This window comes from Janthinobacterium sp. HH104, from assembly GCF_001758715.1.
GTDB lineage: Bacteria > Pseudomonadota > Gammaproteobacteria > Burkholderiales > Burkholderiaceae_D > Janthinobacterium > Janthinobacterium aestuarii.
Window position 1 is genome coordinate 1 of sequence record NZ_LRIB01000047.1, and the last position, 19,682, is coordinate 19,682.

Sequence of the window (19,682 nt, forward strand, 5' to 3'; positions counted from 1 at the left end):
GAACACGTGGCCTCTCCCTTACCAAGGGAGTGCTCTACCACTGAGCTACAAGGGCAAATTAAAAGCGGCGCCAGGTGATCTGCGCCGCCAAACTACTCGCTGTGATGCATTGCGATTTTTTTAGTGCGAACGGATCATAGTACCAAAAGCCTGCTCGGTCAACACTTCCAGCAATAATGAGTGTTCGATGCGGCCATCGATGATGTGCACCGTGTTCACGCCGGACTTGGCGGCGTCGAGCGCGGACGAGATCTTCGGCAGCATGCCGCCCGAGATCGTGCCATCGGCGAACATCTCGTCGATTTCACGCGCCGACAGGTCGGTCACCAGGTTGCCCTGCTTGTCCTGGACGCCGGCGATGTTGGTCATCATGATCAGCTTTTCCGCTTTCAGGATTTCCGCGATCTTGCCCGCCACGACATCGGCGTTGATGTTGTAGGCCTGGCCATCCTGGCCGAAACCGATCGGCGAAATGATGGGAATAAAGGCGTCGTCCTGCAGCGCCTTGACGACGGCCGGGTTGATCGCGTCGATCTCGCCCACAAAACCGATGTCGAGGAATTCGCCCGGATGTTCGCGGTCCGGCATCTGCATCTTGCGCGCGCGGATCAAGCCGCCATCCTTGCCCGTCAAGCCCACGGCCTGGCCGCCGTAATGGTTGATCAGCATGACGATATCCTGCTGCACTTCGCCGCCCAGCACCCACTCCACCACTTCCATGGTTTCTTCATCGGTGATGCGCATGCCTTGCACGAAGGTGCCCTGCTTGCCGATTTTTTTCAGCGCGTTGTCGATCTGCGGTCCGCCGCCGTGCACCACGACCGGGTTCATGCCGACCAGCTTGAGCAGGATGACGTCGCGCGCGAAGCCGTGCTTCAGGCGTTCGTCCGTCATGGCATTGCCACCGTATTTGATGACGATGGTCTTGCCGTGGAAATTGCGGATGTAGGGGAGGGCCTCGGCCAGAATCTGCGCCTTGATTTGCGGCGACACCGCCGTCAAGTCGTCATTCATGTCCAGGTTCAAGTTAGCTAGTTGATTCATGGCGAGTCCGGAAAATAGATTTGTGCGATTTTACAGGGAAGAAGAAAATCTTGGAGGCATTATAGGGCGATCTTGTTGTATTTTCCCTGATGATCCTATAGTCTGGCCCGATATGTCCCCCAGCCAGCCCTTTTACTGCCCGTTACATCTGCGTCCCATCCCGGCGCGGCATGACACACACTTGCCAATTCACACACAGCCATGAGCCAGTGCAGCCTGTGCGGCGCCACTTTCCAGTGCGGCCAGCTTGACCCGGACGCCAACGAACCCTGCTGGTGCGTGGCCCTGCCGCCGGCCGTTCCCGTGCCCGGCAGCGCTGTGGGCTGCTGGTGCCCCTCCTGCCTGCAAGCCCATATCGACACCCTGACGCCGCCTGCAAAAGTCCCGACAGCGGCCAAATAAGCGCATCGGCATACTTTTTCCTTTGCAAAAGACCTTGCATTTTGTAGGGGAATACGCTCAGACTTCGACTTTCAAGAATTTCTTATAGGAAAGTTATGCGCTTCAGGGATATCAGTATCGGCGTGCGCATCAATGCCGGTTATGCCATGTTGATCGTGCTGATGCTGGTCGTCATCGTCCTGTCTGGCAGCCGCATCTATGCCATCCGCGCCGAGACCGACGATATCCTGCAGCGCGACTGGGTCGCCGCCAAGGCCACCAGCAAGATCCACGGGCTGGCGCGCGAGGCGGCCACGCGCATCGGCAACCTGCCGAACCAGCACGAGCTGGCGCTGCGCCAGGCGAACCAGGCGCGCCTGGAAGCGATCAAGCAAGGCATCGACGAGCAGGTGCGCATTCTCGACGGCCTCGATGCGCGGCCCGAGGAACGGCGCCTGCTGGAGCAGATGCACCTGGCGCGCGCCGACTACTATGTGTCGCTCAAGGCAATGTTCGAGCTGGTCGAGCGCGGCGAGCATGCCCGCGCCGAGCAGGCCATGCAGACGCAGACCTTGCCGGTGCTGGAAAAAGTGCTGCTGTACGTGGGCCAGCTCGACGACCTGCAGCAGCAGCTGATCCGCGACAGCGCCGCCAGGATACGCAACGACATCGACACCTCGCTGTTGCTGATGGGCGGCATCGGCCTGGCGGCCTTGCTGACGGGTCTCGCCTTTGCCTGGTCGGCGCGCTCGATCACGCGTCCGCTGGGCGAGGCGGTGGCGATCGCCACGCGCGTGGCCAATGGCGACCTCAGTTCCGTCATCGAAGTGACGTCGCGCGACGAGACGGGCGAATTGCTGCAGGCGCTCAAGGACATGAGCACCAGCCTGGCCGTCGAGCAGGACCTGCGCCACGCCGTCGAAGTGGCCGAGGATGCGACCAAGATGAAGTCGGATTTCCTCGCCAATATGTCGCACGAAATCCGCACACCGATGAACGGCATCATCGGCATGACACACCTGGCGCTGCAGACGGAATTGACGTCGACCCAGCGCAACTACCTGGAAAAGGTGGAATCGGCTTCGAAGAACCTGCTGGCCATCATCGACGATATCCTCGATTTCTCGAAGATCGAGGCGGGCAAGATGGCCTTTGAAAAAGTCGATTTCTTCCTCGAGGACGTGCTGGCGCAGATCGCCGACCTGTCCGTGATGCGCGCGCAGGACAAGGGACTCGAACTGCTGTTCGACGTCGCCCCCGACGTGCCGAACGCCTTGCAGGGCGATCCGCTGCGCCTGGGCCAGGTGCTGATCAACCTGACCAACAACGCCATCAAATTTACGGACAGGGGCGAGATCGTCGTCACTATCCGCCTGCAGCAGCTGGAGGAACATGCGGCTGTCTTGCGCGTGGACGTGCGCGACACGGGCATCGGCCTCACGCCGCCCCAGCGCAGCAAATTGTTCCAGGCTTTTACGCAGGCCGACACGTCCACCACGCGCCACCATGGCGGCACGGGCCTGGGGCTGACCATCAGCAAGCGGCTTGTGGAAATGATGGAAGGCGAGATCGACCTGGTCAGCGAAGCGGGTGTGGGCAGCACCTTTTTCTTCACGGCCCGCTTCGGCCTGGCCGCCGTGCCGCGCGATAATTTGCTATTGCCACAGCAATTCCATGGCTTGCGCGTGCTGGTGGTCGACGACAACCCCAGCGCGCGTGAAATCTTCGTCAGCATGCTCACGGCGCTGGGCTTCGAGGCGCGTGCCGTGCTTGGCGGCGCGCTGGCCATCGGCGCCGTGGCGCAGGCGCGCGCCGAGGGGCGGCCGTACGGGCTGGTGCTGATGGACTGGAAAATGCCGGGCATGAACGGCCTCGATACCCTGGCCGGCATCCGCGCCGATGCCGCCGGCATCGATGCGACACCGGCCTGCATCATGGTCACGGCCTTCCATCGCGAAGCGCTGCTCGAGGCGGCGCGCCAGCGCGACTTGCCGCTCGACGGCGTATTGAACAAGCCGATCAGCGCCTCGACCCTGCTCGACCAGATTGCGTTCGTGTTTGGCGGCGTGACGGGGCAGAGCCGCAAGACGCAGCGCCAGAGCAGCTACCGCGACGACGAGCGCGCCCTGCGCGGCGCCTGGCTGCTGCTGGTCGAGGATAATGAAGTGAACCAGGAAGTGGCGCAGCATATCCTGAACGACGCCGGCATCCGCGTCGACATCGCGGGCAACGGCGCCATCGCGCTGGCGAAGATCGCGGAAAACGCCTATGACGGCGTGCTGATGGATTGCCAGATGCCGGTGATGGATGGCTACCAGGCGACGCGCAAGCTGCGCCAGGATCCCCGGTATTCGAACTTGCCCGTGATCGCCATGACGGCCAATGCCATGGTGGGCGACAAGGAAAAATGCCTGGACGCCGGCATGAACGATTTCATCGCCAAGCCGATCGACGTGGCGCAGCTGTTCGGCACCCTGGCGCGCTGGATCGCGCCGGCCACGCCGCAGGAAATGGCGGCGGTGGTGGCGCAGCCGGAAGCGGAGCTGCCCGTGATCGCGGGCCTGAAAATGGCGGAGGCCATGCGCCGCGTGGGCGGCAATGCCGCTTTGATGCGAAAATTGCTGGACCGCTTCGTGGAAACCCAGTTCGACGCCATGCAGCGCATCGTTGCCGCCATCGAGAACAACCAGCTGGAAACGGCCATCCGCGAAGCGCATACCCTCAAGGGCCTGGCCGGCAATATCGGCGCCGGCGGCCTGGCCGACAGCGCCGCGCGGGTCGAGCACTTGCTCAGCCTGGGCTCGCACGACGGCTTGCCGCAGGCGCTGGCTGCCTGCACCCTGGCGCTCGACGAGCTGGTGCCGAAGATCGTGCTGGCCATGCAGTCGCGCGGCCATGCGGCCGAGGCGGGCGGCGCGGCGTTGGCGCACGTGGCGCCGGTGGACCGGGCGCGCCTGGAAGCGGGCTTGCGCGAACTGTCGCAGCTGCTGCAGCAGGACGATGCGCAGGCCGTCAAGCACCTCGACGGCATCGGCCCCGTGCTGGTCGCGGCGGGGCAGGCGGAACACGCGCGCCAGTTGAAGCGCATGCTGGGACAATACGATTTCGAAGGTGCGCTGGCGCAGCTGGGCGAAGTGGCCGATGCGCTGGAGCTGACACTGTGAGAAGGATAATGATGCAGAACGAAGGACGGGCATGAGAGCGCCGGCAAGCAAGCCAACCATCCTGGTGGTCGACGACACGCCAGACAATATCGACCTGTTGCGCGCGGTGCTGGAAGACGACTACCGCACCAAGATCGCCGTCAATGGCGAGCGCGCCCTGAAGATCGCCGCCGGCAGCGACCAGCCCGACCTGATCCTGCTCGACATCATGATGCCGGGCATGAGCGGCTACGATGTGTGCCGCGCGCTGAAGGCCGATCCCGCCACGGCCGGCATCCCCGTGATTTTCGTCACGGCCATGAGCGAAGTGGCGGACGAGCAGCTGGGCCTGGCCCTGGGCGCCGTCGACTACATCACCAAGCCGATCTCGGCGCCCATCGTGCTGGCGCGCATCAGGACGCAACTGGCGATGAAGCAGATGCAGGATTTCTTGCGCGACCAGAACCAATACCTGGAAACGGAAGTGGAGCGCCGCGTGCAGGAAGTGGCGGCGCTGCAGGATGTCACCATCCACGCCATGGCCTCGCTGGCCGAGACGCGCGACAGCGAGACGGGCAACCATATCCGCCGCACCTCGCACTACCTGAAAGCGCTGGCCGAAAAAGTGCGCGGCTTGCCGCGTTTCCGCGATTTTTTGACGGACAAGAATATTGAACTGCTGTTCAAGACGGCGCCGCTGCACGACATCGGCAAGGTGGGCATCCCCGACCATATCCTGCTCAAGCCGGGACGTTTCGAGCCGCACGAAATGGCCATCATGAAGACGCATACCACCCTAGGGCGCGACGCCATCCTGGCGGCCGAGCACGAGCTTGGCATCGAAGTCGATTTCCTCAAGTACGCGAAAGAGATCGCCTACAGCCACCACGAGAAATGGGATGGCAGCGGCTACCCGCAAGGGCTGGCTGGCGAAGACATCCCGATTTCGGCGCGCCTGATGGCGCTGGCCGACGTGTACGACGCTCTGATCAGCCGGCGCATCTACAAGCAGGGCATGGACCATGCGCAGGCCGTGCGGATCATCGTCGAAGGACGCGGTTCGCATTTCGACGCCGAGATCGTCGACGCCTTTTTGCAGATCCAGGACCAGTTCATCGCCATCTCCCACCGCTATGCCGACGGTGTATGCGAGATCGCCGACAAGCAGCGGCAGATCGCGCCCTACACCGCCAACATCAGCTGACGGTCTTGAAGAAGCGCAGCATCTCGCGGCTGGCGTCCGGCCCTTTTCCATCCGTATAGCTGCCGTTATCGCTGCCGCCCGACCAGGCATGGCCGGCGCCGTGGATGACCCAGTGTTCGCCCAGCGGCGAACCGTCGGCCTGGCTGTGCGTGGTGCGCGTGTAGCGGTGGCCATTCGGCACGCTGCCGTCGATGGAAGCGGCTTTGGCCGCCTTGCCGCCCGCCTGGCTGCGCACGCCCTGGGCGATCAGTTCATCGCCATTACGCGGGTTGACGGTGGTGTCGCGGTCGCCGTGGAAGACGATGATGGGCACGCCGCCGGCCGGCGCCTTGCGCTGGGCGTTGGGCATGGCGCCGCCCTTCATGGCTGCCAGCGCCGACGGCAAGTCCTGCGCCGAAGCGAAGGGCAAGCCCGAATGCACGCCGACGGCGGCAAACAAATCCGGGTACAAGGTGCCGACGATGACGGCCATGGCGCCGCCCGCCGACAGGCCGGCAACGAACACTTCACGTTCATTGACCGGGTATTCGTCGATCACTTGCTGCGCGATGCCGGCGATCAGCGACGGTTCGCCCTGGTCGCGTTGCTGGTCGATGGCGTTGAACCAGTTCCAGCAGCGCGAACTGTTGGCGCCCTGCGTCTGCGCCGGGTAGACGACAAAGCATTCCTTTTCTTCTGCCAGCGCATTCATCTGCGTGCCGGCCGCGAAGTCGTCGGGATTTTGCGTACAGCCGTGCAGCATCACGATCAGCGGCATGGCCTGGCCGTGATAGCTGCTGGGGATATACAGTTTGTACGAGCGTGTGCCCGCATGGTTGCGGTACACGCCATCGATGAATTGCGCGCCAGCGGGGATCTCCACCGGCGTGGCGGACGGCGCATTGAAACCGGGCGGGTGGAAGTTCGGCAGCTCGAAGCTGGGCATGTCGAAGCTGTGCTGGCCCAGGCCGGCGGGCACGCCCAGGCGCGACATGAAATCCTGCGCGAAGTCCTGCGCCGCCTGTGCGGGCGTGGGTGGCACCGATGCCGCTTCCGGCTGCTCGGCCCGGGCCTGCGCTGGGGAGGGCGCAGGTGGCGGCGCAGGTGGCGGATTAATGTCGCGCATCGGCTGCGGTGGCGGCGTTTGCGTGGCGGCCGCCTGCGGCGCCAGGCCGGCGGCGGACAGCGCTTGCTGGATCGCCTCGGTGGCGGCGGCGGGACCGCTGCCCATCAGGTTGCGGGTTGCGGCGCGCATCTGCGCCAGCATGTTGAGAGGTAGTTTCATGACCATCCTTAACGGTGCAGCGCATCGGCCGGGTCATCGCCGCGAACCAATACGCTAGTGAATTCGCCCTGCGAGCGCCGTCTTGACGACGGTGCTGGCGTGCAGGGCACCTAATACGAAAATCGACTCGATGGTGGCCAGTGCCAGTTCCACGGAGACGTCGCTGGCGATGCTGGCCAGTCCCAGCACCTGTATCTGCAGGCGCTGGCCGGCTGCCTGGATCGCCTCCAGGTCGGCGCGCGAGTAATGCTGCATACCCAATACCAGGCTTTTACGGGCGACGGTTTGTTTCACCACGTCGGCGTGCGTACCCAACTGGTTGCGTATGGCCGTACGGATCAGATCCGTGCGGTTGGAATAAAATCCCTCCTGGACCAGCAGATCGATCTGCCCCAGGTCGATCAAGCCGAGGTTGATCGTGATTTTTTCGGATTCCCCAATTTTGGGCTTGCTGTCTTGCTTGGCCATATCTCTCCATAAACTCCACGTGGCATCCATTTGCCATCTGTATGGATGGTAGTATAGTTGTGTAATATCTCAAGTCAAGCAGGATCTGGCCTGCTCGTGTTGTAGGACGGGTACCCGCAGAGTGAGAATGCAGCGCAAAATAAATTTCCGAAAGATGCGTTATTGATCATTTTTACTCTGGAAAATATATCCACAGAAATATTGCATGCCGACGCCGCCGACTCGCCGGCGCCGTTTCGCGGCATAATGAAGCCTCCACGTTTACCGATGCCGCTCCATGATGGTCGCTACCCCACCTCCTCCAGCCGTTCCGCTTCCCTTGCCGTCGCCGGTACCGTCGCCCTGCGTCAGCCTGTGCAAGATGAACCGCAACAGCGGCTTGTGCGAAGGCTGTTTGCGCACGCTCGACGAGATCATTGCCTGGAGCAAGGCCGACGACGACTTCAAGCGCGCCGTGTGGGCCGAATTGCCAGGACGCGAATCACTGCTCGATTTCGAGCCCGACTACTGAGGAAGCCATGCCGCGATCGCCAGCGCTGTTCCCCGATGCCATGCAGGTGTTCGAACGCGGCTGGCTCTCGTCGAACAACATCCTGTTCCTGGGCCGGGACGACACGGCCCTGATCGACAGCGGCTATGTCACGCATGCGCCGCAAACCCTGGCCCTGCTGCGCCATAGCCTTGCCGGCCGTCCGCTGGACCGCCTGTTCAATACCCATCTGCACTCCGACCATTGCGGCGGCAACGCGCTGCTGCAAGAGGAATACGGCTGCCATACGGCCATTCCCGTGTCGGAAGCGGACAAGGTGCGCGCCTGGGATGTCGATGCCCTGAGTTTCCAGGCCACGGGCCAGCAATGTCCGCGCTTCGGCTTTGACGCCACCGTCTCGCCCGGCGACACGTTGACCTTGGCCGACATGCGCTGGCAAGCGCTGGGCGCGCCGGGCCATGATCCGCACTCGCTGATTTTTTACTGCGCCGACGAGGGCATCCTGATCTCCGCCGACGCGCTGTGGGAAAACGGCTTTGGCGTGATCTTCCCCGAACTCGATGGCGGCTCCGGCTTTCTGGAAGCGCGCGCCACCCTGGACCTGATCGCCGGCCTGGACGTGCGCGTGGTGATCCCCGGCCACGGGCGGCCGTTCCAGGATACGGACGGCGCCTTGCAGCGCGCGTATTCGCGCCTCGATTACCTGTCGTCCGATCCCGTGCGCAATGCGCAGAACGCCGTGAAAGTGCTGCTCAAATTCCTGCTGCTGGAACGCCAGCGCATCGCCCTCGTCGAGATACCGACCCTGCTGCGCGGCATGCCCGTCTTCGAAGAGGCCAACCGGCGCTTCCTGCGCCAGGAGGCGGCCGCGCTGGCCGAGTGGGCCGTTTCCCAATTGATGCGGGCCACAGCGGCACGCGTCGAGGGTGAGTACTTGCTTAATGAGGGTTGAAGCGTAGGTGCGATAAATTCAGCACGATCGTACTTTTTCTGCACTATAATCAACCTCAGTGTGTTTCTCATCCCGATCAACTTTCCAGCGAGTCCGCCATGGCATTGCCTGTTGCGTTGCAAAACCTCTCCTTACCCGTTATCGCTTCGCCGATGTTCATCGCCAGCGGCCCGGCCCTCGTCGCGGCGCAGTGCAAGGCCGGCATCGTCGGTTCTTTCCCGGCCCTGAACGCGCGTCCCGCCGAATTGCTCGACACCTGGCTCACGGAGCTGCAGGCCGAATTGGCCGCCTTCCAGGCCGCCAATCCGGACAAGAAAGTCGGGCCGATCGCCGTCAACCAGATCGTGCACCAGTCGAACGACCGCCTCGCGCATGACGTGGAAGTGTGCGTCAAACACCAGATCCCCATCATCATTTCCTCGCTGCGCGCGCCGCCCAAGGAAATGCTCGACGCCATCCACAGCTATGGCGGCATCGTGCTGCATGACGTGATCTCGATCCGTCACGCGAAAAAGGCGCTGGAAGCCGGTGTCGATGGCTTGATCCTGGTGGCCAGTGGCGCCGGCGGCCACGCGGGCACCCTGTCGCCATTCGCGCTGGTGGGCGAAGTGCGCAAATTCTTCGACGGTCCGCTGGCCCTGTCCGGCTCCATCGCCACGGGCGACGCCGTACTGGCCGCGCAAGCGATGGGCGCCGACTTCGCCTACATCGGCTCGCGCTGGCTGGCAACCAAGGAATCGAACGTCAGCGACGGCTACCGCGACGCCATCGTCGATTCCAGCGCGGCCGACATCGTCTACACGAACCTGTTTACTGGCGTGCACGGCAATTACCTGAAAAAATCGATCGAAGCGGCCGGACTCGATCCGGAAGCCCTGCCCGAAGCGGACAAGAGCGCGATGAATTTCGGCTCGGGCAGCGCCAAGGCCTGGCGCGACATCTGGGGCGCGGGCCAGGGCGTGGGCTTGATGGATGACGTGCCGAGCGTGGAAGAGATGGTGGCGCGCCTGAAAGCCGAATACGATGCGGCGCGCGCGCGGTTGAAGCTGTAATCGTTGTTGCGATGGTGGTGGTGTCGGATTACGCCACCGGGCAGTGGTAGGTCGGATTAGCGCGCAGCGCGTAATCCGACAACACCACAATCACTCCTGCTTCAAATCCTCAGGCTTGATGGCCCACAGCCCCGGCAGGTTGCGCCAGTAGCCATACGCATCCATGCCGAAGCCGACGACGAAACGGTTCGGGATGACCAGGCCGACGATGTCGGCTTGTACGGGCTTCTTCTTGCCGATGGCCTTGTCCGCGAACACGGCCAGGATGACTTCCGAAGCACCCATGTCCAGCAAGCGCTGCTTGACGTGCGCCAGGGTTTCGCCTTCGTCGAGAATATCGTCGAGCACGATGACGGTGCGGCCCGCCACGTTCGAGCGGGGGATGACTTTCCATACCACTTCGCCACCCTTGTCGTCGTCGCCGTAGCGGCTCACGTGGATGTAGTCGAATTCGAGCGGAAAGCTCAGTTGCGGCAGCAGGCTGCCCGTAAACACGACGGCGCCGCCCATCACGCCCAGCACCAGCGGGAACTCTTTCGAGTCCTCGGCGTTGAAGCGCGTGTTGAGCACATCGGCCATGCGTGTGATCGACGCCTGCACGGCGTCTTGGTCGAACAGCAGTTCCGCGTTCTTGATCAGGTCACGGGCACGATTGTGATGAAATTCTTGCATGGACTCTTGCATGGCGATGAATGGGGCTGATGATGAATGCGGGTATTATCCCGCAAACGCCATCCGTGCGCTACGCCTAGCTGTAATCGCGCACGTCGTCGATTATTTTCCCATCCTGCGCCAGGCTGCCCACGGCCACCAGCACCACGTCGCCGCGCAGCTTGGTCAGTTCGCGGATCGAGCCGATGATGGCCTCGGTGCCACTGGCGTCATGGGGATTATCGACTTCGCAATGCAAAGTCATTTCGTCGTTGGCCATGCGGCCAGACACCACCAGCCGCGCCTTCTTGATTTGCGGGTGGCGGCGCGCGATTTCATGCACCTGCGACGGATGCACGAACATGGCGCGCACCTTGGTGGTTTGATCGGCGCGTCCCATCCAGCCTTTGATGCGCGTATTCGTGCGTCCGCACGGCGACTCCGGCGTATCGACCAGCACGGCCGACAGATCGCCCGTGGCAAAGCGGATCAGCGGGTAGTCGGCATTGAAGACGGTGACGACGACTTCGCCCACTTCACCCGGCGCGACGGGAATGCCGCTGCCCGGATGGATGATTTCCAGCAGTATGTTTTCATCAACGACCATGCCCGGATTGAGTTTGCCATTGCTGGCCGTCTCATAGGCGATGCTGCCGATATCGGCCGAGGCATAGGTCTGGAACACGTGCGGCACGCCGTTTGCGGCAAACCAGCTGCGCAGGGATTCAGGCAGGGCTTCGGCGCCCATCACTGCCTTGGTGACGCTGCTGATGTCGGCGCCCATTTCGCGCGCTTTTTCGATGATCAGTTTTAAAAATGACGGCGTGCCGATATACGTATCCGGCTTCAGGTCGACCATCGCCTGCACCTGCATTTCCGTCTGGCCGATGCCGGCCGGGATGACGGTGCAGCCGATGCGCGCGGCGCCCCCTTCGACCATGAAGGCGGCCGGCGTGAAGTGATACGAAAAGCAGTTCTGCAACAAGCCGCCGGCGCGCACGCCGGCCGCATACATGGGCCGCGCAAAGCGCCACCAGTCGGGGCCGCGGCCTTCCGGATCGAAGATGGGACCGGGCGAGACGAAGACGCGCGACAGGGCGTTCTTCGGCGTCGTGTTCAAGCCGCCGAACGGCAGCGCGTCGTGCTGCAATTGCTTGAGGTCGGATTTGCGCGTCACGGGCAGCTGCGCCAGCGCGGCGCGGCTGGTGATGTCGGCCGCGTTGACGCCATCGAGGATGCGGGCCCAGCCCGGCGCCTGTTGCGCGCGCGCGATCAGCTGCGGCAGGCCGGCCATCAATTCGCGTTCGCGCGCTTCGGGGGCGCGTGCTTCCAGACTGTCGAGCGTATCGGTCATGTTGCGGATTCTCCAATGTCACGTTGCATTTTTTTCGTCAGCCCCGCAAAAATCAGGCTGTATGAGCGGTGCAGCAGGGCGGCCATTTCGTCGTCGTCGAGGGCGTCGGGACTGGCGACCAGCACCCATTTGGCCCGCGCCAGGTAGGGCGCCGGGCGAAAACCGGGACGGTCCGTCAATTCCAGGAAGCGCTCCGCATCGACCTTGAAGCTCATGCCGCGCGTGCTGTGCGCTTCCGCGCCGCATAGCGCGAACAGGCGGCCACCGACAGAAAACGCCAGCACGTTGCTCCATTTGATGTCTTCTGTCGCGCCGGGAAAGCCGCGGCACACTTGCTTCGCCCGTTCCAGGTCCATGACGGCAGCTCCGATATCAGGCCAGCCAGCGCTTGCGGCGGCGGTAGAACTTCATGTCGCGGAAGCTCTTGCGCCCGGCGCTAGACACGCCCAGGTAAAACTCTTTGACGTCTTCGTTGCTGGCCAGGTCCTGCGCTTGCCCTTCCATCACGACTCTGCCGTTTTCCAGGATGTAGCCGAAGTCGGCGTAGCGCAGCGCCACGTTGGTGTTCTGTTCGGCCAGCAGGAAAGAGACGTTTTCCTTGTGGTTCAAATCCTTGACGATGCCGAAGATCTCTTCGACGATCTGCGGTGCGATGCCCATCGAGGGCTCGTCCAATAAAATCATCGACGGCTTGGCCATCAGCGCGCGGCCGATGGCGCACATCTGCTGCTCGCCACCCGAGGTGTAGCCGGCCTGGCTGCTGCGCCGCGTTTTCAGGCGCGGGAAGTAGTGGTAGACCTTGTCCAGCGCGTCTTTCAGTTCGCCGCGCGACAGGCTGCGCGTGTAGGCGCCGGTCAAGAGGTTTTCCTCGATAGTCAGGTGGCCGAAACAGTGGCGCCCTTCCATCACTTGCGACAGGCCCCGCTTGACCAGTTCATTCGGCGTCAATTGGTCCACGCGCTCACCCTTGAACTGGACTTCGCCCTTGGTGACGTCGCCGCGTTCGCCGCGCAGCAGGGTCGAGATGGTTTTCAGGGTGGTCGACTTGCCGGCGCCGTTGGCGCCCAGCAGCGCCACGATCTTGCCCTGCGGGACTTGCAGTGACACGCCCTTCAGGACCAGGATCACGTGGTCGTAGATGACTTCGATGTTGTTGACCGACAGGTAGGGCGGCGCGGTGTCCGGTGTTTGCGTGGCAGTGGGTGTCATGGCTGCTTCGTTTTCATGTGATGTTGGTGCTTGTCGGATTACGCTACGCTAATCCGACCTACGTGGATGCGGCGTAGGTCGGATTAGGCCGCAGGCCGTAATCCGACACCACCCCGAAAGCCGCTTACTTCATGCACGCCGGCGTGATCTTTTTCTCTTCGGCGTACTTGCCCGACGATTCCTCGACCAGCTTGCGCACCAGGGCCTTGTCGCCGACGATCCATTTCGGCGTGATGGCGGTCCACTTCTTGCCATCCCACTGCTGCACTTTCACGGCGCCCGAACCTTCATGGTCGTCGCAGCTGGTTTTCACGGTCGGGAACATGCCCAGCGCACCGACGGCCTTCTGGCGCGCGTCGTCGACGTTCAGGTTTTCCAGGCCCCAGCGCATCTGCTCGCCCGTGATCGGTTTGCCCTTGCCGAATTTTTCCTGCGCCACGCGGATCGCTTCCACCCACAGGATGCCGGCCGTCACGCCGCGCATGTGGTAGACGGAGCCGATGCGCGACTGGTCGGACAGGTTGCCCTTGCCGGACGCGTAGAGTTTCTTGCGGATGTCGTCGAGCACGGGGTAGTTGCCCGGGGTATTGAACGTCATCGCCGTGTAGCCCTTGGCCGCGTCACCCGATGGAATCGTGTCTTCCTCGGAGCCGGCCCACCAGACGCCCAGCATTTTGTCGCGCGGGAAGCCGTTGCGCTGCGCCGTCTTGATGGCAACGGAATTCATCACGCCCCAGCCCCACAGGATCACGTGGTCCGGCTTGGCCTGGCGGATTTGCAGCCATTGCGATTGCTGTTCGCTGCCTGGCGGCGCGACGGGAATTTTCACCAGCTCGAAGCCGTACTGTTTCGACAGCGCTTCGAGCACGGGCAGCGGCTCCTTGCCGAAGGCAGAATCGTGGTACAGGTGGACGATCTTCTTGCCTTTCAGCTTGTCCATGCCGCCATCCTTGTCGCCCAGGTACTTGATCATGGCGGCGGCCTGGCTCCAGTAGCTGGAGATCAGCGGATACACATACGGGAAGACCTTGCCGTTGGCGGCGTCCGAGCGGCCGTAGCCGATCATCGTCATGGGGATCTTGTCCTGTGCCACGCGGTCGAGGATGCCGTAGGCGACGCCCGTGGACAGGGTTTCGACCAGGGTGGCGCCGCCCTGTTTGGTTTTCAGGCGTTCATAGCATTCGACGCCGCGCGACGGGTTGTATTCGGTTTCGCATTCTTCCCAGCTGATTTTCACGCCATTGACGCCGCCGGCCTGGTTGACCAGGTTGAAGTAATCGATGATGCCGCCGTAGAAACCGGAGCCGCCGGCCGCATACGGACCCACGCGGTAGGACGGCAGGGCGATGTACTGTTCCTTGTCCTGCGCTTGCGCGCTGCCGGCCATGGTGAGTGCGGCACTGGCGATGGCGGCGGCCAGCATGAGCGATTTGATGTGTTTCATTATGTGTCTCCTCTTGTTTTATTTGGTATTCAAGTGAACCGACATCGACTGCAAAAACTTAGTGTGGGAAGGGCCAGAGTCTCAACTTTTCCTTCGCGATCTGCCACAGCCTGGCCAGGCCGTGCGGCTCGACGATCAGGAAGAAAATGATCAGCGCGCCGAACACCATCAGTTCCAGGTTCGAAGCCACGCTGGTCGGCAATGCCAGGCCATGCGCGATGGTGTTCAGGAAGACGGGCAGCAGCACGATGAAGGCCGCGCCGAGGAAGGAACCGAGAATCGAACCGACGCCGCCGATGATGATCATGAACAGGATGCGGAAGGACAGGTCCAGGTTGTACGCTTCCGGTTCCACCGTGCCCAGGTAGGCATACGCATACAGGGCGCCGGCCACGCCGCAGTAGAACGAGCTGACGGCAAACGCCAGCAGTTTCGTGCGCATCAGTCTGAAACCGATCACTTCGGCCGCCATGTCCATGTCCCGCACGGCCATCCACGAGCGGCCCACGTTCGAGCGGATCATGTTCTTGGCCAGCAGCGCCATGCCGGCGACAATCGCCAGTACCAGCAGGTATTTGCTTTGCGGCGTGTCGAACTGGTAGCCGAGGATGGTCATCTTCTGCACCGTGATCACGCCCGAGGAGCTGTAGTTGGTCAGATACGGAATCTTGGTCAGGCACCAGACAACGAAGAACTGCGTCGCCAGGGTGGAGGCGGCCAAATAAAAGCCGCGGATGCGCAAGGAGGGCAGGCCGAAGGCGATGCCCACCATGGCCGCGCACAGGCCGCCGAGGATGAAGGACACGAGCAGCGGCAAGCCAGGCAGGCGGGCCATGAAGTTATACGAGGCAAAGGCGCCCACGGCCATGAAGGCGGCCGTGCCCAGCGACAGCTGGCCCGCGTAACCGGTCAGGATGTTCAGGCCCAGCGCTGCCAGGGCGAAGATCAGGAAGGGGATCAGGATCGCCGACAGCATGTAGGGCGAGGCGAAATACGGCAGGAGGAAGACGGCGACGAGCAGCGTGGCCGTCAGCGCCAGGCGGTCTTGCCGGATCGGGAAAATCTGGTTGTCAGCCTGGTAGCTGGTCTTGAATTGTCCTGCTTCACGGTAAATCATAGCGTGTCCTTTACTGGCTGTTGGGGTGTTTGTCGGATTACGCCTTCGGCTAATCCGACCTACGTTGCTCTTGGGGCCTTATATTCGTCGGATGATTTTCTCGCCGAACAAGCCTTCCGGACGCACCAGCAGGAACAGCAGGGCCAGCACATACGGGAACCAGCCTTCGATGCCGCCGCCCACCATGGGACCGAGGTAGACTTCGGCCAGCTTTTCCGACGCGCCGATGATCAGGCCACCGACGATGGCGCCCGGCACCGACGTAAAGCCGCCGAGGATCAGCACCGGCAGCGCTTTCAGGGCGATGAAGGTGAGGGCGAACTGCACCCCGTTGCGCGCGCCCCAGAGCAAGCCGGCCACCATCGCCACCAGGCCCGCCACGCCCCACACGACGGCCCAGATGCGCTGCAGCGGAATGCCGACCGCCAGCGCCGCCTGGTGGTCGTCGGCGACGGCGCGCAGGGCGCGGCCCACCTTGGTTTTCGAGAACAGCAAGGCCAGGCAGATCACCAGCAGCGCGCAGATGCCGGCCGCCACCACGTCGAACTGCGAGATGATGATGTTGAAATGGTCCATCAGGAAGGGCATCGGCACGTCTTCGATGGGCAGGTCCAGCTTGTGCACCTGCGAGCCCCACATCAGCTGCGCCAGGCCTTCGATGAAGAAGGTCAGGCCGATGGTGGCCATGAACAGCGTGATTTCAGGCTGGTTGACGAGAGGGCGCAGCACGACTTTTTCGATGGCCATGCCCAGCACGATCATCGTTACCATCGTCAGCGGGATGGCCAGCCACAGCGACAGGCCGAACTTGTCCATGATGCCGACGCAGGTGAGGGCGGCGAAAAACACCATCGCTCCCTGCGCGAAGTTGAACACGCCCGACGCCTTGTAGATCAGGACGAAGCCGATCGCCACCAGCGCGTACATGACGCCCGACAGCAGGCCGCCGATCAGCACTTCAAAGAAAAAATTGATATTCATTGCTATTCCTCGTCTAGTGCGCCACGCCGAGATAGGCGTTGATGACATCCTGGTTGCTGCGCACCTCGTCGGGCGTGCCGTCGCCGATCTTCTTGCCGTAATCGAGCACCACCACGCGGTCGGAGATATCCATCACCACGCCCATGTCGTGCTCGATCAGCACGATGGTCGTGCCCAGCTGGTCGTTGACGTCGAGGATGAAGCGGCACATGTCCTGCTTTTCTTCCACGTTCATGCCGGCCATCGGTTCATCGAGCAGCAAAATTTCCGGTTCGGCCACCAGCGCGCGGCCCAGTTCCACCCGCTTTTGCAGGCCGTAGGGCAGGCGCCCCACGGGCGTCTTGCGGATGGCCTGGATTTCCAGGAAGTCGATGATCTCTTCTGCCTTCTTGCGGTGCTCGATTTCCTCGCGCCGCGCCGGGCCCCAGTACAGGGCTTGCAGCAGGAAATTCGACTTCATCTTGAGGTTACGCCCCGTCATGATGTTGTCGAGCACCGTCATGCCCTTGAACAGGGCGATGTTCTGGAAGGTGCGCGCGATGCCGGATTTGGCGGCCGCATAGCAGTCCATGCCGCGCCGGTGCTCGCCCCGGTAGATGATTTCGCCCTGCTGCGGGCGGTACACACCGTTGATCACGTTCAGCATCGAGCTTTTGCCGGCGCCGTTCGGGCCGATGATGGCGCGGATTTCATGCTGCTTCACGTCGAACGAGATGTCGGTCAGCGCTTTCACGCCGCCGAACGACAGCGAGATGTTCTTCAGGTCGAGGATCACGGGGCCCGCCTTGCGGGCTGTGCCGAAATGGGCGTCGGGTTCGTTCATTTGCATCGTGCTGTGCTCCATCATGCGGCCAGGCCTTGGGGCCGGTACGTTTTGCTGTCCCAGATCTGCAGGTCGGCGCTGGTCGAACCGGTGCGGCCATCCTCGAATTTCACCTGGGTCTCGATGTATTGCGTTGTCTTGCCTTCATACAGGGCAGAAATGAGCACCGCGTACTTTTCGGCGATGAATTTGCGGCGAACCTTGCGCGTGCGCGTCAGCTCGTCGTCGTCCGGGTCGAGTTCCTTGTGCAGCACGAGGAAGCGGTGCACCTGCGTGCGGTCCATCAGCGGGTCGGCCGCCAGTTCCGCGTTGACTTGCTCGATGCAGTCGCGGATCAAGCCATAGGTTTCGTCGCGCGCCGCCAGATCCGTATAGCCGGAGTAGGCGATGCCGCGCCGCTCGGACCAGTTGCCCACTGCTTCGATGTCGATGTTGATGAAGGCGCACACTTGGTCGCGCGCATGGCCGAAGGCCACCACTTCCTTGATGAAGGGGAAGAACTTGAGCTTGTTTTCGATGTAGTTGGGCGCGAACATGGCGCCGCAATTCATCTTGCCCACGTCGGCCGCGCGGTCGATGATTTTCAGATGGCCTTCGCTGTCGAACACGCCCGCGTCGCCCGTATGGAAGTAGCCGTGATCGTCGATCACTTCGGCCGTGGCGTCGGGGCGCTTGAAGTAGCCGCTCATGGTGGCGGGCGACTTGACCAGCACTTCGCCATTGGCCGCCAGCTTGACTTCCACGCCCGGTGCGGGCAAGCCGACGCTGTCGAACTTGATATTGCCGTCCGGTTGCAGACACACATAGGCGCAGGTTTCGGTCGAGCCGTACAGCTGCTTGAGGTTGACGCCAATGGAGCGGTAGAAGCGGAACAGGTCGGGGCCGATGGCGGCGCCGGCCGTGTAGGCGACGCGCACGCGCGACAGTCCCAGCACGTTTTTCAAGGGGCCGTAGACGAGCAGTTCGCCCAGCTTGTAGCTGATGCGGTCCGCCAGCGGCACGGGCTTGCCATCCAAAATCTGCGCGCCGCAGCGCTTGGCCACGTCCATGAAATGGCTGAACATGTGGCGCTTGATGCTGCTCGCGTCTTCCATGCGTATCATCACGCTGGTGAGCATGTTCTCGAACACGCGCGGCGGCGCAAAGTAGCAGGTGGGGCCGATTTCGCGCATGTCGATCATCACCGTGTCGCCCGATTCGGGGCAGTTGACGGTAAAGCCGGCCACCATGGCTTGCGCCAGCGAGAACAGGCAGTCGCCGACCCACGCCATGGGCAGGTAGGACAGGATGTCTTCATTGTCGGTCAGCTTGTCGAAGGCGACGCCGCCTTCGCCGGCTGCCAGCAGCGCCGTGTGGCTCTGGCACACGCCCTTCGGCTTGCCCGTGGTACCCGAGGTGTACAGGATCACGGCCGAGTCGCTGCCTTGGCCCGCTGCCACGGCGGCGTCGAAAAAGCCCGGGTGTTCGCGGTCATAGGCCCTGCCCAGCGTCTGCAGGGCGGCAAAGGACGTCAGCTCCGGCTGGCGGTAATGGCGCATGCCCCGTTCATCGTCATAGGCGATGTGGGCGACGTGCGGATACAGGGCCTTGAGTTCGAGCAGCTTGTCGACCTGCTCCTGGTCTTCGACGATGGCGTAGCGGATTTCCGCATCCTGCAGCACATAGGCCATGTCGGCGGCCGGCGCGTCCTGGTACAGTGGCACGGGCACGCCGCCCAGGCTTTGCGCGGCCAGCATGGCCCAGTACAGGCGGGGACGGTTGTCGCCGATGATGGCCAGGTTCATGCCGCGCTGGAAGCCGATGGCGGCCAGGCCGCAGGCCAGCGCGCGCACTTCCTCGTTCACCTCGGACCAGGTCCAGGTTTGCCAGATGCCCAGGTATTTTTCGCGAAAGGCGGGCTTGTCGGATCGTACTGTCCCGTGTTGCAATAAGCGCCGCGGAAAAGTCGGCATTGCTGCTGTGGTATTCGTTTGCACCAGTGTCTCCCTGTTGCTTGTCTCAGGCCCCACCTCGTTGGATGGCGCTCTGTGTTTTTTATGTGTAAGGCGTTTGTGCAATGATAGTAGCTTGCGTTAGTTTGCCAAGTTGTCTTTTCGGGGACATTT

General features: G+C 62.6%; 18 protein-coding genes. 6 read left to right on the plus strand and 12 right to left on the minus strand.

Annotation, left to right across the window (positions count from 1 at the left end; all coding sequences use genetic code 11):
- Nucleotides 1–120: 120 nt before the first annotated feature.
- Nucleotides 121–1,014 (minus strand): acetylglutamate kinase, encoded by an 894-nt coding sequence (argB, locus tag JAB6_RS21265; protein WP_010393729.1) that lies wholly within the window; start codon nucleotides 1,012–1,014, stop codon nucleotides 121–123.
- Nucleotides 1,015–1,245: 231 nt separating this feature from the next.
- Here argB and JAB6_RS21270 point away from each other — a divergent pair, with 231 nt between their 5' ends.
- The 3 genes from JAB6_RS21270 to JAB6_RS21280 all read left to right on the plus strand — a co-directional run bounded on the left by JAB6_RS21270 (nucleotide 1,246) and on the right by JAB6_RS21280 (nucleotide 5,772).
- A complete protein-coding gene (locus tag JAB6_RS21270) occupies nucleotides 1,246–1,446 on the plus strand; it encodes a cysteine-rich CWC family protein (RefSeq protein ID WP_070304430.1) in 201 nt (66 codons plus the stop codon).
- 95 nt (nucleotides 1,447–1,541) lie between these two features.
- A complete protein-coding gene (locus tag JAB6_RS21275; protein ID WP_070304431.1) occupies nucleotides 1,542–4,589 on the plus strand; it encodes a response regulator in 3,048 nt (1,015 codons plus the stop codon).
- A gap of 31 nt (nucleotides 4,590–4,620) precedes the next feature.
- Nucleotides 4,621–5,772, plus strand: a complete 1,152-nt coding sequence (locus JAB6_RS21280) for a two-component system response regulator (RefSeq protein ID WP_070304432.1) — start codon at nucleotides 4,621–4,623, stop codon at nucleotides 5,770–5,772.
- On the opposite strand, the gene JAB6_RS21285 is transcribed toward JAB6_RS21280, so the two are convergent.
- On the minus strand, nucleotides 5,765–7,036 hold the full coding sequence (locus tag JAB6_RS21285; RefSeq protein ID WP_235194242.1) for a PHB depolymerase family esterase: 1,272 nt from the start codon (nucleotides 7,034–7,036) through the stop codon (nucleotides 5,765–5,767). The two genes, JAB6_RS21280 and JAB6_RS21285, sit on opposite strands and share 8 nt — an antisense overlap.
- A gap of 54 nt (nucleotides 7,037–7,090) precedes the next feature.
- Complete coding sequence (locus JAB6_RS21290) at nucleotides 7,091–7,504, minus strand: CopG family transcriptional regulator (protein ID WP_034752801.1); 414 nt, start codon at nucleotides 7,502–7,504, stop codon at nucleotides 7,091–7,093.
- A 277-nt stretch (nucleotides 7,505–7,781) separates the two neighbouring features.
- On the opposite strand from JAB6_RS21290, the gene JAB6_RS21295 reads away from it, so the two are divergent.
- The 3 genes from JAB6_RS21295 (at nucleotide 7,782) to JAB6_RS21305 (ending at nucleotide 9,998) form a co-directional block, all read left to right on the plus strand.
- The gene (locus tag JAB6_RS21295; protein ID WP_070304433.1) at nucleotides 7,782–8,015 is read left to right on the plus strand and encodes a DUF1289 domain-containing protein; all 234 of its coding nucleotides are present in this window, start codon (nucleotides 7,782–7,784) and stop codon (nucleotides 8,013–8,015) included.
- Nucleotides 8,016–8,022: 7 nt separating this feature from the next.
- On the plus strand, nucleotides 8,023–8,946 hold the full coding sequence (locus JAB6_RS21300) for an MBL fold metallo-hydrolase (RefSeq protein WP_070304434.1): 924 nt from the start codon (nucleotides 8,023–8,025) through the stop codon (nucleotides 8,944–8,946).
- 98 nt (nucleotides 8,947–9,044) lie between these two features.
- Nucleotides 9,045–9,998, plus strand: coding sequence for a nitronate monooxygenase family protein (locus JAB6_RS21305; RefSeq protein ID WP_034752807.1), 954 nt, complete (start codon nucleotides 9,045–9,047; stop codon nucleotides 9,996–9,998).
- A gap of 90 nt (nucleotides 9,999–10,088) precedes the next feature.
- On the opposite strand, the gene JAB6_RS21310 is transcribed toward JAB6_RS21305, so the two are convergent.
- The 9 genes from JAB6_RS21310 to JAB6_RS21350 form a co-directional block, all read right to left on the minus strand.
- Nucleotides 10,089–10,670 carry a hypoxanthine-guanine phosphoribosyltransferase gene (locus tag JAB6_RS21310; RefSeq protein ID WP_058049341.1) on the minus strand — a complete coding sequence of 194 codons (582 nt, stop codon included), beginning with the start codon at nucleotides 10,668–10,670 and terminating at the stop codon, nucleotides 10,089–10,091.
- A 76-nt stretch (nucleotides 10,671–10,746) separates the two neighbouring features.
- Entirely contained in the window at nucleotides 10,747–12,003 is a 1,257-nt protein-coding gene (locus JAB6_RS21315; protein WP_070304435.1) for a phenylacetate--CoA ligase family protein, read from the minus strand.
- Nucleotides 12,000–12,359, minus strand: a complete 360-nt coding sequence (locus JAB6_RS21320) for an MmcQ/YjbR family DNA-binding protein (protein ID WP_046681883.1) — start codon at nucleotides 12,357–12,359, stop codon at nucleotides 12,000–12,002. The genes JAB6_RS21315 and JAB6_RS21320 overlap by 4 nt, the downstream gene beginning before the upstream one ends.
- A gap of 16 nt (nucleotides 12,360–12,375) precedes the next feature.
- A complete protein-coding gene (locus JAB6_RS21325) occupies nucleotides 12,376–13,212 on the minus strand; it encodes an ABC transporter ATP-binding protein (RefSeq protein ID WP_070304436.1) in 837 nt (278 codons plus the stop codon).
- A 124-nt stretch (nucleotides 13,213–13,336) separates the two neighbouring features.
- Entirely contained in the window at nucleotides 13,337–14,656 is a 1,320-nt protein-coding gene (locus JAB6_RS21330; protein ID WP_034752814.1) for an ABC transporter substrate-binding protein, read from the minus strand.
- A 58-nt stretch (nucleotides 14,657–14,714) separates the two neighbouring features.
- On the minus strand, nucleotides 14,715–15,773 hold the full coding sequence (locus tag JAB6_RS21335) for a branched-chain amino acid ABC transporter permease (RefSeq protein ID WP_034752817.1): 1,059 nt from the start codon (nucleotides 15,771–15,773) through the stop codon (nucleotides 14,715–14,717).
- A 78-nt stretch (nucleotides 15,774–15,851) separates the two neighbouring features.
- Nucleotides 15,852–16,748, minus strand: a complete 897-nt coding sequence (locus tag JAB6_RS21340; protein ID WP_175444594.1) for a branched-chain amino acid ABC transporter permease — start codon at nucleotides 16,746–16,748, stop codon at nucleotides 15,852–15,854.
- A 19-nt stretch (nucleotides 16,749–16,767) separates the two neighbouring features.
- Nucleotides 16,768–17,583, minus strand: a complete 816-nt coding sequence (locus JAB6_RS21345) for an ABC transporter ATP-binding protein (RefSeq protein ID WP_034753577.1) — start codon at nucleotides 17,581–17,583, stop codon at nucleotides 16,768–16,770.
- Between the two features lie 14 nt (nucleotides 17,584–17,597).
- Nucleotides 17,598–19,529: an AMP-binding protein gene (locus JAB6_RS21350; protein ID WP_034752822.1), complete on the minus strand. Its 1,932-nt coding sequence runs from the start codon at nucleotides 19,527–19,529 to the stop codon at nucleotides 17,598–17,600.
- Nucleotides 19,530–19,682: the final 153 nt, after the last annotated feature.